Annotated in this window: 15 protein-coding genes and 1 pseudogene; 4 read left to right on the top strand and 12 right to left on the bottom strand. The window is 44.6% G+C overall.

Going from position 1 to position 15,664, the window contains the following annotated elements; all coding sequences use genetic code 11:
- Positions 1-387 precede the first annotated feature (387 nt).
- The 4 genes from DP_RS10605 to DP_RS10590 all read right to left on the bottom strand — a co-directional run bounded on the left by DP_RS10605 (position 388) and on the right by DP_RS10590 (position 6,032).
- The gene (locus DP_RS10605) at positions 388-2,133 is read right to left on the bottom strand and encodes an HD domain-containing phosphohydrolase (protein WP_162096654.1); all 1,746 of its coding nucleotides are present in this window, start codon (positions 2,131-2,133) and stop codon (positions 388-390) included.
- 230 nt (positions 2,134-2,363) lie between these two features.
- On the bottom strand, positions 2,364-3,707 hold the full coding sequence (locus tag DP_RS10600) for an ArsB/NhaD family transporter (RefSeq protein ID WP_011189311.1): 1,344 nt from the start codon (positions 3,705-3,707) through the stop codon (positions 2,364-2,366).
- On the bottom strand, positions 3,704-4,168 hold the full coding sequence (locus DP_RS10595; RefSeq protein ID WP_011189310.1) for a CBS domain-containing protein: 465 nt from the start codon (positions 4,166-4,168) through the stop codon (positions 3,704-3,706). The genes DP_RS10600 and DP_RS10595 overlap by 4 nt, the downstream gene beginning before the upstream one ends.
- A gap of 1,249 nt (positions 4,169-5,417) precedes the next feature.
- Complete coding sequence (locus DP_RS10590; protein ID WP_011189308.1) at positions 5,418-6,032, bottom strand: cold shock and DUF1294 domain-containing protein; 615 nt, start codon at positions 6,030-6,032, stop codon at positions 5,418-5,420.
- Positions 6,033-6,357: 325 nt separating this feature from the next.
- On the opposite strand from DP_RS10590, the gene DP_RS17980 reads away from it, so the two are divergent.
- Complete coding sequence (locus DP_RS17980; RefSeq protein WP_156792272.1) at positions 6,358-6,528, top strand: hypothetical protein; 171 nt, start codon at positions 6,358-6,360, stop codon at positions 6,526-6,528.
- A gap of 82 nt (positions 6,529-6,610) precedes the next feature.
- On the opposite strand, the gene DP_RS19235 is transcribed toward DP_RS17980, so the two are convergent.
- From DP_RS19235 to DP_RS18815, 5 genes and pseudogenes are all read right to left on the bottom strand, one after another.
- Positions 6,611-6,826, bottom strand: coding sequence for a hypothetical protein (locus DP_RS19235; protein ID WP_407637900.1), 216 nt, complete (start codon positions 6,824-6,826; stop codon positions 6,611-6,613).
- Between the two features lie 32 nt (positions 6,827-6,858).
- A complete protein-coding gene (locus DP_RS18375; RefSeq protein WP_011189306.1) occupies positions 6,859-7,224 on the bottom strand; it encodes a trimeric intracellular cation channel family protein in 366 nt (121 codons plus the stop codon).
- Between the two features lie 295 nt (positions 7,225-7,519).
- A complete protein-coding gene (locus DP_RS10580) occupies positions 7,520-8,440 on the bottom strand; it encodes a serine/threonine protein kinase (RefSeq protein ID WP_265588610.1) in 921 nt (306 codons plus the stop codon).
- 373 nt (positions 8,441-8,813) lie between these two features.
- Entirely contained in the window at positions 8,814-9,494 is a 681-nt protein-coding gene (locus DP_RS10575; RefSeq protein WP_011189304.1) for a spermidine synthase family protein, read from the bottom strand.
- Positions 9,495-9,991: 497 nt separating this feature from the next.
- Positions 9,992-10,178: pseudogene (locus tag DP_RS18815) on the bottom strand (Fic family protein); the annotation flags it as partial.
- 715 nt (positions 10,179-10,893) lie between these two features.
- On the opposite strand from DP_RS18815, the gene DP_RS10565 reads away from it, so the two are divergent.
- From DP_RS10565 to DP_RS18210, 3 genes are all read left to right on the top strand, one after another.
- Entirely contained in the window at positions 10,894-12,057 is a 1,164-nt protein-coding gene (locus DP_RS10565; protein WP_041277899.1) for an APC family permease, read from the top strand.
- Positions 12,054-12,461: a rhodanese-related (seleno)protein gene (locus tag DP_RS10560; RefSeq protein ID WP_265588548.1), complete on the top strand. Its 408-nt coding sequence runs from the start codon at positions 12,054-12,056 to the stop codon at positions 12,459-12,461. The genes DP_RS10565 and DP_RS10560 overlap by 4 nt, the downstream gene beginning before the upstream one ends.
- 775 nt (positions 12,462-13,236) lie before the next feature.
- Entirely contained in the window at positions 13,237-13,536 is a 300-nt protein-coding gene (locus tag DP_RS18210) for a hypothetical protein (RefSeq protein WP_011189300.1), read from the top strand.
- Positions 13,537-13,725: 189 nt separating this feature from the next.
- Here DP_RS18210 and DP_RS10550 read toward each other — a convergent pair whose 3' ends face one another.
- The 3 genes from DP_RS10550 to DP_RS10535 all read right to left on the bottom strand — a co-directional run bounded on the left by DP_RS10550 (position 13,726) and on the right by DP_RS10535 (position 15,612).
- A complete protein-coding gene (locus DP_RS10550) occupies positions 13,726-14,361 on the bottom strand; it encodes a chloramphenicol acetyltransferase (RefSeq protein ID WP_011189299.1) in 636 nt (211 codons plus the stop codon).
- Positions 14,362-15,021: 660 nt separating this feature from the next.
- Entirely contained in the window at positions 15,022-15,297 is a 276-nt protein-coding gene (locus tag DP_RS10540; protein ID WP_011189297.1) for an addiction module antidote protein, read from the bottom strand.
- Between the two features lie 12 nt (positions 15,298-15,309).
- The gene (locus tag DP_RS10535) at positions 15,310-15,612 is read right to left on the bottom strand and encodes a type II toxin-antitoxin system RelE/ParE family toxin (RefSeq protein WP_011189296.1); all 303 of its coding nucleotides are present in this window, start codon (positions 15,610-15,612) and stop codon (positions 15,310-15,312) included.
- Positions 15,613-15,664: the final 52 nt, after the last annotated feature.

The raw sequence follows: 15,664 nt of genomic DNA, 5'->3' as shown, positions 1-15,664 counted from the left end.
TATATTTTTTATATTGCCAAGAAGCTAACCGGATTGTCTGCTGAAGATTTGGGTCGTGATGCCAATCTATTGTTTCGTAAAATTCTCACTCTATAAATGTGCCGATAACATGCAGCTCAGTACTTTTGGGAAAATCGACAGGGTGCTTTTACTGTTGCCATGCCAGAACCAAAGAAAGAGATGGTATACAATTATTTCAACGTTTTGGTGTCACCAGTCACAGTAATTATGTTGAGTCTTTTTCTTCTCTGCTTGTTTTTTGACGCCATTCAACTCTCTGATATTCTTTAGTGAGATTTTTTATATTTTCACTGGTTCAGATCCTGTCAAAAAGAAAAGCAGGGTAATTACAGGGCAAGTCACGCCCTAAAAGTTATAAGCGATTCCTCATTTTCGATATTGAGTTCGTATGGCCCTTACCTCGCCTATGTGTTCAAAGAAAACGTCAACAAGATAGGGGTCAAAGAATTTCTCACGTTTGGAGCGAATGTATTCGTAGATTTGTTTTTCCGACCATGCCGTTTTATATGACCGATCTGACGAAAGAGCGTCATAGATATCGGCCAGCATTGTAATTCTGGCATATATGCTGATCTTTTCACCATCGAGACCGGCCGGGTATCCGGTTCCGTCCCAACGTTCATGGTGTTGGTGAGCGATGATGCAGGCGATGCTCAAAAGCTCCCGGTCAGAAGAGCCCAGAATGTCCTTGCCTATAGTCGTATGCGTCTTGATAACGTCAAATTCTGCATCTGTGAGTTTTCCTGGTTTCTGCAGAATACTCTCGGGAATGCCAATCTTTCCCACGTCATGCATCGGTGAGGCGGCCTCCAGGGTTTCCAGCTCATGATCACTCAGTCCGATTTTTTCCCCAATCAGTCGTGATATCTTGGCAACACGCTTCACATGATTGCCTGTTTCCTTTGATCTGACTTCAATCACTTCGCCCAGGGTACTCACCAACTCCCGTTGGGTCGTGATGAGTTCCTTGTCCAGAGCTATTAGACGGGCGTTGGTGACATTGATGGTTCGTTGTTTCTGGAGATTCAGGAATAGAAGCGTTGCAATGATGGAAAGGATGGCGATTACGATACCTGCCGGCAGCAGTACGTCGCGATGCTTTTCATAAAATGATAAGGGCCTGTTGATGAATATGGTATCTTCAGGAAGAAGTTTTTCCTGGATGCCAAACTGTTTCACCACTTCATAATCATAGCGGTTTTCGAACACGGAAACGTGCGACTGGAAAGGCGGTACAGCCTGTCCGTCAAGAATCTCCATGAGGGTGCGCATCGCCAGCTCTCCTGAATAATACGGGGAGACGCATCGTCCACCAATAACGCCTGTGCCCAACTGAAAGGACCAGGAAGCCAGGATGGGGACTGAGGAGAGGGAAGCAAGTTCCCTCACCGCCTGACCTTCCGCAAATACATTCCCGGTGATGTCACGGAAAAAGGGAAGTGTATATACAAGATCCGTTGCCTTGCGGGTAGCAACAAATCGTTTCAGTTCATCAAGGCTTTTGTCGGATATGAATTGGGCTTTGAGAGGGGCTTCTAATGAGGAGAGAGACTGTCGTACCTCGCTGGCTATGAATTGGCCTGTGGGGGTTGCATCGTAAAGGACAAACAGTCTTTTGGCATCCGGCCAGTACTTCAATGCCTGCCTTATGGTTTCTCCATGGTCAGCTCCCGCCGCAATGATACTTTTGATATTACTTCCCTCTTCCGGTGGCCTCGCGTCGTTGATCCCGCAGGCCACTACGGGAACTCCTGGAAAAATATCTTTTCCATAACTTGTCATAAAGGCCAGGGCGTTGTTGTCTGTTACAACGATGCCATCGAACTGTACCTCAGCGTATTTCAGGGTATAGGTATGGGCAAGGCTTTTGATATAGGCTTCATTAAAAAAATTTTTTGTGTCCATGAATTCAACGCGGAACTGTGAGGGTGGAGACATTTTTTCAAGAGTCTCTGTTATCCCCTGATGCAGCTCCTCCGTCCACATGTAGTCCATGGAATAGGAATGTAAAATAAGTATCTTGTATGCTGGACTGTACGCATAAGCCCTGGAAGCGGACAGAAATAGAAACAGAGCAAGGATATAGAGGGGGGAAAAGATTTTTTTTTGCATTTTCACTCCTGAAGCAGGCAGGTTTTTCATCTTGGGACACTACTGTCTCGAAACATGACGGCTGAGCTAACCAGCCGCTATTCAATAGTGTCACTTGGTATTTATAGTTAATCTGGCAACCAGGTTCCCGGCAGACCGCACTTCCAGCGGTCTGCGTTAAGCGATCGGCTACATACTTTTACTTCATGGCGTTACAGACTTCCCCTTGGCAGATCACCTTAGCTGTGAAACTAAAAATAAACCAAGTAAACATAAACATGAGCTATAAGGACGCTAACCAGCATGATTGGCAAACCTATTTTAATGAAATCGAGAAAATTAAGGGGATAGCCTGCCCGATCACCCAAACCAGCCACCATTACGTTAGCAGCTGCACCAATCAATGAACCATTACCACCTAAACAAGATCCAAGTGCCAGTGACCACCAGACGGGCTTTATTGCCTCTGCACCGCCAAGACTGATCTCCATTGATTCCACCAGAGGAATCATTGTTGCAACAAAGGGGATGTTGTCGATGGCTGAGGATGCCAAAGCAGACAGCCACAATACCGAAAATGCGGTGGTTTGCGGATCACCTTCGGTTAACTGAATCAGCTTATCACCCAGCATATGCAGTATGCCGGTATGTTTAACCCCATGAACCAGAATGAATAGACCCATGAAAAAAAATAGTGCGCCCCATTCGACTTCGGCTAAAGCCAGACGCAGACGCTGACCCTGCACCTGGGCACTTTCTCCGAAATCACAAAATAACAGTAACAGAGCTGCACTGAACATAGCAATTGTACCGGGGGCTATTCCATAATGGTCGCCGAATATGAAGCCGGCAATGACAGCGGCAATCATAGTCAATGAAACCTTCAACAGGGCCGGGTCCTGTATACTGTCAGCCGGTCGAAAGCGCATGATCCTGGAACGATTTTCCTCTGATGTTTGCAAAGAACTGCCAAGATAGAAATAGAGGAATAAAGTGGTCAGTACCAGCAGTATCAATACCAGTGGCCCCAGATTAAAAAGAAAGTCCGTAAATGAGTATCCGGTGGCTGAGCCAATAAGAATATTTGGCGGATCACCGATAAGAGTAGCAGTGCCACCGATATTGGATGCCAGTATTTGAGAGATTAAAAACGGGTAAGGGGATACTTCCAATTTCTCGGCAATAAGCAAGGCGACCGGCACTACCAACAATACAGTGGTCAGATTATCAAGAAATGCTGAAAACAGTGCCGTAACCAGTGCCAGTACAATCAGTACACCTCGTGGGTCCCCCTTGACCAGCTGAACAGCCCAGATGGAAATATATTCAAAAAGACCTGTCTGGCGGGTTACCGCGACAATGATCATCATGCCCGTTAAAAGGGCCAGGGTGTTAAAGTCTATGCCTGCTATGGCCTGTTCCTGGGTCAGGATACCGGTGATAATAACAGTACAGGCACCAATCAGGGAGACAACGGTTCGGTTAAAGCGCTCGCTGAATAGGACAATGAATGTAATGACGAGGATAGAGGCCGATAGTATGACAGGATCCAGGCCAAAGAGAGTAGCGATCTGGTCTTGATTCGGCGGATTCATGGCCTTTCTTCCTGTGCCGCTTCAAGCGCATGCATGATAGAAAAGTAGGAGATGGCGCCAACGAGTAGACCGTCGTCATCCACCACAGGCACTATATACTGACGATTACTGATCACCATCAGGGCATCGACCAGGGATGCGTCAGGATGTACTGTTTGGGCATGTGGATCGAGCAAATCACCGATTAGCCGGAAACGGATATCATCCATACGAGCCTGCAAGTCCTCAGCGGATTCACGTAAGTAACTGGCATGTTTTATGCTACGCATCATCCCAATTGATTTGGGTAACAACATCCGCATCAGTTTTTCAGTGCTGACCAATCCGGCAAACTTATTATCACGGTCCACAATAGGAACAAATTCAAGGTGATGCTTGCGCATAAAGTCGATGACAGTACCCGCTGATTGATCAGTATAGAGAGGTGTGGGTAATGGGCTCATGCAGATACGGCAGTCCATAATAGAATCTCCTTTATAGGTGTCCCCATTTCTCTCTGACGAAATAGAAATTGACAAGAAAGAGAGAGATGGAAAACGGCAATCGTTTCGGCAGCAGGCTTACGAGGTTATTCCGTCAGCATAACAAGTTATTATCCGGTTTCTCGCCCCATCGCAAAACACAATTTGCCAACGCTTTTTCATCCACGATACCCCCTTCTAACTGGATATCTCTCACAGCCAATCTTGCCTGGCTCAAGCGCCGACAAACACAGACCTGCGTCCACTACGGATGATATCAAAAAATCGACATCAACTCAAAGAGGGTTCGCTTCGCAAACGGGCTTATTGCATTAGAGCAGGAAGGAACTCCTCCCATAGGGCCTGTTAACATGCTCAGCCGTCAGCCAGGCCATCGTCCGCCTTTCGCGTTGTTAAGGTGTGTGGCCCGTCCATGTCTGCTTAGGAGTGGTGGGGAGATCGTTGCTGGTTGTGGGGTACATCATTTTCTTTTACTCAAAAGGGTTGAGTTACATCGCACAGGGCGATAATTTATCATTATAACAAATTGGCATCACGACCCTCGATCGAGTTTCCTGGATTTGATGGTAGTCACCGGATCGTGGCTTGCCAGCCACACTGGCCAAAGGAGGAAGCATTCCCCCCTTTGCACCCCATGCCGCCCCGGCCCAGTTACCAATCCTCACTCTCGTTTCAGCTTTCGCTAAGCTTGCGAACGGGCTCCTGGGCGCAGCTAGCAGTTCGTCCTGACCTGCCCACCGCCTCCATCCTAATACGGTCGTAACGCCAACGCGTTGAAATGATGGTGCATGACAGAGGGGTTGGACCGCTCTTCCAAGCCCCACGAGAGTTTAAGAAGGCTAGCTCAAACAGCTCAAACTCTATTTCCGCCAACTTCTCCGCTGCTCAGCTTCATAACAATGGGTGTTGTCCCCAACATGGGAGGGGGCTGGTCAAAGGTGGAGGGCAGTGGCTTGGCTTTTAGCGTAGTTGGTGGAGTCGGTTGGGACGGCAGCTGTCACCCCTCAGCTTTTGCCTTTTGTTGGATGTGGTCTTACGGACTGTCTTTTACTTTGACTTTAGGTTATGGCAGTTATGTTGCCTTTACAGCGTGTTAAATAGATTGCATGGTAACAGCAAGGTTGTCTTGCTGGCAATGTTTTTGGAATATAACTAAAGCTTAGTTTTTTGTTATGGCAAATTCGGAGCACAGCAAATAGTCTGGCTACCAACAGCGTTTGTTATCCTTTTATTTTAAAAACTTGTCTAAGAAATGGATGGTTTTTTCTAATGCGCCTGGAGATGTGAACCAAAAAAAGCCAACACAGTTCATAACTACTGTACCCCAGAACTCAGAACGAAATGATTCTTTCGTTGTTTTATGGTTAAATTTTTGTTGAGCAAGAAGAGCACCTGGCCACCCACCAACGATTGAAAATAAGTGTAAAGTGCTTTCTTGCGTACGCCATCCACCTTGTTTAGCCTTTGATTTATCAATGCCATACGCAAGAAAAGTGATAAAGCTCGCCCCTAAGTATAAATAGATAGAAACTTTTGGAAGTTTTCCCAGATAAACTCCAACGGCGATACCAATCACATATAAAAATGCGCAATAAATTGTAAATGTGAGTTTTTTCGTGTGTGTTGAAGAAGATTTGTCTTCCATGTACTGCACATTGCATGCGCGTAAACGACCCTTGTCACCCGATGTTGTACCATATGAAATAACCTGACCAATTTCAGGGCGGTGTGGTCGTTTTTTGAAGGCTTTGATATGTAAGAATACGTCATTCCCTCCATTATCTGGAGTGATAAAACCGTATCCTTTTTCGTCATTCCAATGTTTGATTGTTCCGAAATTCATAATTCTTGTGCCATTGCTAGAAATTAAGTCTTAAGATAGAGCGGGCTTATGGAGTGATGGAGAGTGCATACCAATATGGTTTAAATCCTGCCTCAACCATATCACATACCAGGGAGAGGAAGGGGTGTATTTTGACAAAATCCACGCTAAAAGGTAAGAGTTGACGAGTTGTTTACCAGGTGCTTACCACCTGTGAATGTTACCAATTTAATAGCGAGGGGAGGGAGAAAGAGCCCACGTCTACTACAACCTTGACCTCTCCCCCCAAAAAAGAACCTTTGTGAATCAGGTGCTTTTCACCTAACCTTAAAAAGGAAATTAGCTTATGAAGAGATCACTTCTTTTAAAGAAGTCTCAACAACGGGGGGGGTGTATGAAACAGTTTATCATTTTAGTACTGGCAGCAGTCTTATTATCATCCACGGCCTATGCTGAAGATGACTGGGATGATGGTGCAGTTAATCCAGGCACTGGTGAATTTTATCCCGGAGGCTAGTTGCTATCCCCTTAGTTGTTGAGTTCCCTACGATTGGTTCTGTTTGAAAGACATATAAATCTGACTGAAACACTTAATCTGTTCAGTTTTTTTCACTGTAAATAAGCCATTTCGGATAATACAGCCCCCATTGAATCGCAGATGATCTGAGTATGAATATAATACCGACGGCGTAAATGATGTTAAAGCCATGCAGAGGGAAATAATAACGGATGAGGCAAAATACAACGGCTCCGAGCAGCGCGGGAGTCGCATAGAATTCCCTGCCTAAAAGCAGAGGCATTCGGCCTGTCAGCATGTCACGGATCATGCCGCCCGCGATTCCGGTGATCACCCCATTAATACAGCAACCGGCTCAGAAAAGCCCAGAACAAGAGTTTTCTCCGTTGCAAGAACGGTAAAAAGAGATAGGCCGAATGCATCAACGAACAGCAGTAGTTTCAGAGCATGACGCACATGCTGGATCAGAAAAAATGTTATGACAGAAGCCGACACGGCTATCCATAGATAAAGTAAATCGTTAGCCCAGAAGGCCGGGCCAGAATCTATAATCACATCACGCAGAGTGCCGCCTCCGAGCGCGGTAACAACACCGAGCAGGACAACGCTGAATATAGCCATCCCTTTTTTACCGGCTGCAATTACCCCTGTTATGGCAAAAGCGGCTATTCCGATTAACCCCATATAATAAATCATAATTTTTTACTGCCTGTGAAGAGTCGATTTTCAACACAGGGAATACTAACGTCTGGATCACAAGTTGCTGGCCCAGCATTGAACTTAGAGAGAAAGATGATCTTTGAACCTTGCAAAACCTTTCGAGAAAAAACGTAGGGTCAGCAATCTTTGTGAATTCATTTGTTATGTCATTTCCATTTACTGCTTATTTCTTATATTCTCTGGCCCAATAGGTCATTACATCTCGACCAATGCCTTTTACTCGTATTTCTCACCTTGACTCATATCGGAAAAATTCTTTAACTAATTCATATTAACCAGTGGAGTGCTTTTCTAGAATAATCTGCAACTGAATCCGAAGATCCGATATTTCTCTTTGCCAAAAAGCATCGCTTCCCCAATCTGGAAAGTTTTTATTAAACTGAAAATCATTAACCTGTTTGCTGCACCAGGCTAAGTGATGGAGCATTCTCATCGCACGCAACGGTTCGATCAGCTTCAAGCTCCTATCATCAAATTCCCGAAACTGTTCATACCCTTCTAATATAAGATTTATCTCCCTTTGGGATCTATCAGCATAATCATGCAATAAAAGCCAAATATCTTGAACGGGAGGACCTGTCACCATGTCATCAAAATCAATAATCATGAGACCTTCTTCGGGGCGATTCAGAATGTTCCTACTATGACAATCACTATGAATTCGGATCAACTCAATATCCTTGAATCCCCTCTCGGCGATCTCCACAATTTTTCCGGTAATCTCAATAAATTCGTCTAGATGCGTTGTGCTAACAAATCCAGCACCAACAAGCTGCGCGATGTCAGCTACCGTGGATTGTGAAGGATGGAGAACAATCCGATCATCAGCGGTTTTAGTGCTACCGACAAGATGAATCCTGCCAATAAGTTGACCTATTCTACGCCAGTCTTCATCGCAGGTTACTTCGAACTCACGTCCTGCTTTTTTAGGAAACAGGGAAAAATAAAATCCATCCACTTCATCAATTGTCTCTCCATTGGCCAACATCAGCGGCAATACTACGGGGATTTCCGCTGTGGCACAATCCACCATAAATCGATGCTCATCTCTTAAAGCATCAATACTCCATCTGCCTGGTCTATAAAATTTAGCAATAATCCGTGTTTCATCCATGGTCTGAAGTTCATAGACACGGTTTATATAGCTTGGTAGTGGAGAGTCAAACCGGACATTCTCTTGCCCAAAGCGGATTCGATTGCTTCAAGAATTAAATCAGGAGTGAGTCTTGCGAAGTCAGATTCATTTTTCATAAAGTAGATATCTAGAGTGAAGTCAGTTAAAAACTGAGAGAAAAAGGGTCAAAGTAAAGTTTACTTTCTTTTACCTTTTATTTAATAATAAAACCAATTGGATTTTAATCATGATGTTCAATAGTACAGTGAAGAATACTGATAGCTCGCCTGAGTTAATTATATAAATCCTAGCTATATTACTTCCATTCTTCTAAAATCTCATGACACATAACATAATGATCACCGGTTTATCCGGTGCATTATTTGGTTATAAAAAGTTGCAACAAGAGTCAAGAGCAGACTTGACCCCTTTTCTTAATTGCTTTTCTAATTTAATTAAGTTTTTTTGCTAGGAAGATCGTATGACGGCTTCCTTTACCAACTCTTGCTCTCACAGTTTGAGTAGTGACTTTAAAACCCACCTTTTTCAAAGAACGAAGAAAAGTATCATCTGGCGCAGCCGACCAAATGGCGAGCATGCCTTCAGTGCGCAAAGAATTATAAATTGCTTTTAAGCGGTTCAAAGAATAAAGGTGATCATTTGCTGAATGAGTAAGCCCTTCAGGACCGTTATCTACATCAAGCAAAACGGCGTTGAAGATTGATTTGTTTTTGCTGAACAAATCAATGACATCACCAGTATGAATAAGTACACGTTCATCCAGCAATGGTCTTCCAGCTCGTTCGCCCAAAGCGCCTCGATTCCATTCCACAACTGCAGGTATCAGTTCTGCCACCGTTATTTTTGCCGATTGAGAAACTACTTTTAGAGCAGCGGCCAGCGTGAATCCCATTCCCAGGCCACCTACCAAGACCTGTGCGTCAACTGTCGATTTGAGATGCGCACATCCGAGTTCAGCAAGTGCTTCTTCCGAATTATGCAATCGGCTATTCATTAGCTCACCTCGATTACCGGAAAGGCGGATGGAGAATTCATCCCCTCTTTGCAGTAATTCAAGCTGTCCGCCGTCATTGGGTATTTCTGTTTTATCTAATAATTCCCAGGGATTCATAATACCTCAAAAAGGGGTCAGGTCCGCAATTTTATATCTATATTATATTACGGGACTTTTACCCAAAGCAACCAGACAATATAAAAATGAAATAAGGACTATTATAGTGTTTTTCGTGCTCTTAATTTACCGGGGAAGCTAACAAGTTATTATCCGGTTTCCTGATATCATTCCAGGTAAACACAATTTGAAAACAATTTTTTCATCCATGGTACATGGTTTCTAACTTGATATCACTATATGATCCAAAACCCTCACGTTTTCATAAATCAATTTATCTCCTTATACAAAGGGGAGCCTTGTAAAAGTGGAGTGATTCCAGCCTGTTGTCCATCCGCTTCGCAGATAAGTTTCAAACCTGCAACTATTTGTTATACGTATTACGCACCGGAGACCTGACGCCTGGCAATCTTCGCCCATAGATTCTTTGCCAGTTCCTTTTTGCCCGTACCATAGTGCAGTTCGCAGTGACAATTGGGGCAAAGTGCTCACCTGGTCTTGCCGCCAACAGTAATACCTTCCGGGGCAACCTTAGTCTCTTTTAGGGTCAGGGTATTTCCCTCAATGGCGCCAGGCCCAGCGCAGAACAAGATCTTCATGCAGGTTTGAGACTACCTCGGCAGGCAGCGGGCGATGGGAATCGAGGGTTTTTTTCAAATAATCCAGTTTTGTATAGTCAGCCATATCTTTTCTTCTTTGACTTTAAATTATGACAGTTTTACTGCCTCTACGGTGTTTTAGGTAGATTGTATGGTAACAATAAGGTTGTCTGAGTTGCAATGTTTTTTGGATACAGAGAGGGCTTAGGTGTTTGTTGTGGAAAGGGAGGATACCAACTTTGGCGACGACCTTTACGATCAACACATTAACTCCGTTACTTCAAAGTTCTGGTATATTCTGGCCAAGAGAAACCTCTCTTTATACTCTTCCCCAGTATCTTCTGGTGTTTTCATGTGTGCCATACAAAATACCTAACCTAAGAAGGTGTTTCATATAACACGCCTATAACAAAGCTTAGTCTTAACTTTTACTCCAGAAAAATTCTTCAGCCTGTCTGACTGCATCCAACCGCATGGATTCAGAGACATTGGGGAGCTGGAGGCCTGTGGAAAGAAAAACAGGGCCATAATCTTTATCATTGTCGGCCACAGAACTTGTTAGGTCATGCCCGTATAGACGCGTCAGGTGATTCCAAAAATGACTCCGTACCCTTCCAGCCTCTGTGCTGGAAGTTGCGGTTGCAAAAGTGTCCATGGCCCTGCTGTCGGCTGAAACAAAAGAATCAGAGATTATGTTTGTTTAAAATAATTATTTATTCCTAAAAAAATTAGGTTGGCTGGAATAATAAAATAAAATGCCTTATCCTTAAAAGCAAACGGCTAAGCAACGGAGATTGAAAATGGATAAGTGCCATCGCTTTAGATTGACAGCCACATCCATTGGCTTGGGCGTTATGGTTTCACCCGACACCTTTGTGGGCCTGGGAAATTTCATGGGGTATACCGGTCGCCTGGGCCTATGGCTTATACCCGCGGCCATGGCCCTGTTTTTTGTTATCGCCCAAAGCATAGAAAACTTCACCGTGGCGACGCCGTTTACCCTGGCTGTTAAATTTGCCGCCGCCGTTTTTCTTTCCACAGGTATTTTGGTTTCATCGGGCTTTGTTTTTAATGAGGTTTTCGTCTATTGGTTTCCCAACTTCGGGTTTGCCTTTTTACTGTTAGGCCTTGTCCTTGGGATACAATTGGCCGGACCTATTGTCATCCTCAGGGCCCAGGTGCTTTTTATCGGAACGGTTCTTTCCGCCCTTGGCATACTCATAGTGTCAGGCCTTAGCAGCACCGGGCCGGGTGTAACTGGGCCGGCGGCCCAGATGGTGGAAGTTCCAGGCATTGGGATCTTAAGCCTTCCCTTGCTGCTCTGGGTTGGGTTTGACCTGGCAGGAGCTGTAAATTCCAAAGATAGCGGTAAGATGCCGTGCCTGGCCGCCATTGCCGTGGCAGGACTTATATTTTTCCTCTGGGGGCTGGTCTCCATTTCCCATCTTCCTTTAGAAAAATTGGCTGACTCGGGAATTCCCAACATGAAAGTCGCCAGGATCGTTTTGGGGCAAACCGGCAGGATCATCATGGGTATTGCTGTCATATCAGGCACTTTGGCAGCCGTAAATGCGCTTTTCCTGGGTTGTGACTATACGGTAAAACAACTGACAGAGCGGGGAAAACTTCCCCCATGGACCGCAAAGCCCTTTGTGGTGCCCATCTTCCTGGGCCTTGCTGTGGGCCTGATGATGGCCCTGGGCATGGCCGGCAGTGAAAAACTCGAACTCTGGATCCGGGCAGCTTTTTTGCTCTGGCTCCTGGGGTATGCCCGACAGGGCTACTCCCTGAAAAAATTTCTGCTAGCAAGCCTTCTCATCGCAGGGGGCGGGGCAATTCTATTTTCAGGGGAAGCGCCCCTGCTGACGCTGTTTTATATGGGATGTATCCTGCTTACAGGACTTATCCTGAGTTTAATATCCAATAAAATGCCACACAATCACGAAAAAAGGAGTTCATTATGAAAAAATTAAACTTTTGCTTTGGCTGGTTGATTGCTTTGACCTTTATCGCTGCATTGGCTGTACCAGCAATGGCAGCCCCGGTGTCTGTTGTGAGTAAGGAGATAGTGAAGGGCTGGATGGATAACGGCGATGTGGTCATTCTCGATGCCCGTCAGGGAAGGGATTGGACCTCATCGGAATTTAAAATAAAAGGGGCCCATCGGGCCAATCCAGGCAAATTGGATACCTGGAAATCAAAATTTGCCAAGGATAAAAAGATCGTCCTTTATTGCGCATGACCCAACGAATCCACCAGCGCCAGTTTGGCGCGTAAGCTTACTGCAGACGGTTTCTCTTCAGTCCATGCTCTGAAAGGTGGATGGCGGGAATGGTCCAGGGCAAAATTTCCTGTTGAAGAAAAATGAAAAACTCCCCCTACCCCTGAAGGATGCTCATCTTGCAGAGGGAGGGGGGATGTTTACCCACTTTAAAAAAATCAAACCAAGACAAGTGACTAGGTTTTTAGACAAAATCAAACACATAGAGCTTGTTTGCGGAGTGGTCACCGTGGTTTAAGGATAAGAAAAACCAGAGATGGCTGTGGTATGCGTGGGAATCACCCTGGGGATCATCAAACCTGCTTTTGGCAGGATAGCGAAGCTTTCAGGTTATTATTGACAACGCCTAAGATTTTTCTGCACTGATAACTTGAAAACCTATCATATTGAGTTACCTGTGAAAAAGCACATTGTGGGGAGATGGACCATGGACTGTTCAGCAAACTCCTCAAGGTGAATATTATTATTCATCTCTTTTACTCAAAAGGGGTTGAGTTACATCGCACAGAGCGATATTTTATCAAAATAACAAATTGGCATCACGATCCTCGATCGAGTTTCCCGGGTTTGATGGTAGTCACCGGATCGTGGCTTGCCAGCCACACTGGCCAAAGGGGGAAACAGCAGCATTCCCCCCTTTGCACCCCATGCCGCCCCGGCTCAGTTGCTAATCCTCACTCTCGTTTCAGCTTCCGCTAGCGCTACGAACGGGCTCCTGCCCTCGTAGCTAGCAGTTCGTCCTGACCTGCTCACGCGTCAGCTTCACTTCGTTCGGGCAACTTGAGATGGGGAGAGCAAGAGTGAGAGCCTACCGCCTCCAGCCTAATACGGTCGTAACGCCAACGCGTTGAAATGATGGTGCATGACAGAGGGGTTGGACTGCTCTTCCAAGCCCCATGAGAGTTTAAGAAGGCTAGCTCAAATAGCTCAAACTCTATTTCTGCCAACTTCTCCGCTACTCAGCTTGGTAGAATGGGCATTGCCCCAACATGAGAGGGGGCTGGTCAAAGGTGGGGGGGCTGTCAGCCGTCAGCTGTCAGCTGTCAGCTATCAGCTAGGCCTCGCAAGCCGTGGCTTTTCTATTGTTAAGGTGTGTGGTTCGGGAGTCAATGTCTGCTTAGGAGTGGCGGGGGAGATCGTTGCTGGTTGTGGGGTGGGGTGATGAAGATACTGTTCCAGGGTTTCAGGCAGTTATCCTGGTCTCCGAAATGGGTGGTGATGCTAAAATATAGAAAGGCTCAGTTGTATAACAATGAGGATTATTCCAGTAACTCAGGTCTATATAATAAAGTAAATTCAATATCATCAAGAGGGAAGCTCCCTCAACAGCAGATTGTACCACGACCCCCTTTTAGACCAACCATAAAGCTGGATCGGCACAAAAATTTGATAAGTGGGTATAAAATTTACCTAGATGAATCCCATCTACTACTCCATGATGAACTTGAATCCCAATAGGTAGCAACAGCTGATCTCCCTGTTTAAAATATTTCCCGATAGTAATTATCGGAATCGATGCATACACTTTATCATGCGGGTGAACAATCGAAGTGAAACTGAACCAAGGTATGTTCGTAATAAAAAACATATGGTGTTTCTCGCCAACACCATTGTCAGGTTTTGCTTTAACCTCATTTATCTTAGTGCTGGAATATTCACTGTATTTTTGAAAATCTTCGAAGTAACAAGAGTCGCAAAATGAGAACGTTTCATCTTCTAGTAAGACTGTATAGCCAGGGTCCACCCTGTCATACTCGTACAATTCACCATCAATTATCCTATGCCTCAATTCTGGGATAAGGTTTACTGCTTTTGATATTAAATAACTAATAGATATAAAAAATCCATATTTGTGATTATCTATAAATGGCTTTAGATTTTTTATGTCCACATGGCTGGTTGTTGATAGATATGGCATATCACGATCTTTAAAAGCTTCAAACATTCCTTTTCGTTTATAATTGCTAATATCTATTTTTTTCTTCACAGGAAATCTCCGGTTGTGATGCCAATTTGTTGTTTAGTGAAATTCTCACTCCGTGCGATAACGTGCAGCTCGGTGCTTTTTGAAAATCCGATTGTTTTGTGATTAAGCGCTTCAACCTCGTTCAAAATCCTTACGATTTGTTATTCTGAAGAACGTGATTTTTTCACAGGGTGATCACCTTTTTAAGGTTAGGCAGAAATCACTTAATTCACAATGGTTCTTTTTTTGGGAGGAAGTCAAATCAATTATTCCCGATGCAAAACTTCGCAGGAGAGTTTTGCGCCTGAGCAGGGCAGAGCTGATGTCTCTGGTCTGTGAGTTAGCTATCTTTAGGCAAATTACTAAGCGAGATGCTTTGGAGCCAGCAGGTCAAATGATGGGTCCTGTATTTAAAATACAGGAGGGCGTCTAAGATGAATAGCAAGATAACGGGCATTGTTGGTGGCCGTATACGCGGCAGTGACTATATGGAACGGATACGATAGCGCGCCAACCAACGAAGAACATCCGCCAGACCAAAGAAAAAGCGTAACCTATTACCGGGCGAGGAGAATCAGCTTCGCCTCCCTGGTATGTGAGAAGAATTCAAAGGTATAAAAGATGACAGGAGCTAATATGTTTTTTCTTTTTAACAACAAGGGGAGTCTCCAAATTAATTGGTCACTTTACCCGTGCTTGGTAGCCCAGCGCTTGGGTCACTTTGCGGATTGTGTCATATTTTGGGTTACCTTTTCCAGAAAGAGATTTGTAAAGACTCTCACGGCTTACACCAACTTTTTTAGCGGTTGCTTTCATGCCACGTTTTTTTGCCAGATAGCCAAGAGCTATAACAAAAATTCTTGGGTCTTCATCTCTGGAGGCATTATCAAGGTATGTTCGTATCTCTTCTTCTGTGGTGAGATAGTCAAATGGATTGTAGGAAGCTGTTTTAGCCATAGCATTAACCTCTTATTCAAGCTTTTTAATAAGCTCTTTGGCCTTCTTTATATCTTTTTTCTGGCTACTTTTATCACCTGCCAAAAGCAACAAAACAATCTTGCCACCTCTGATGGTGTAATAGATTCTATAGCCTGGGCCTGTAAAAAGACGGATTTCGAAAAAATTTTCTTCAAGCTGTTTTTGGTCACCGAAATGACCAATCTTCACTCTGTCTATCCTTGCAAGGATAGTGAGTTTAGCTTCAGTTTCTTTAAGCTTTTTCAGCCACTTATCAAATTTTTTTGTACGATCAATTTCATACTCCATACCCATAGTGTATCCTGTGGGCTACTGAAAGGCAATAGAAAATGCACCGCCACCTTTT

It is taken from the genome of Desulfotalea psychrophila LSv54 (genome assembly GCF_000025945.1).
GTDB lineage: Bacteria > Desulfobacterota > Desulfobulbia > Desulfobulbales > Desulfocapsaceae > Desulfotalea > Desulfotalea psychrophila.
Note: the sequence above shows the minus strand (reverse complement) of the source record. Positions and strands in the feature narration are given on the sequence as shown.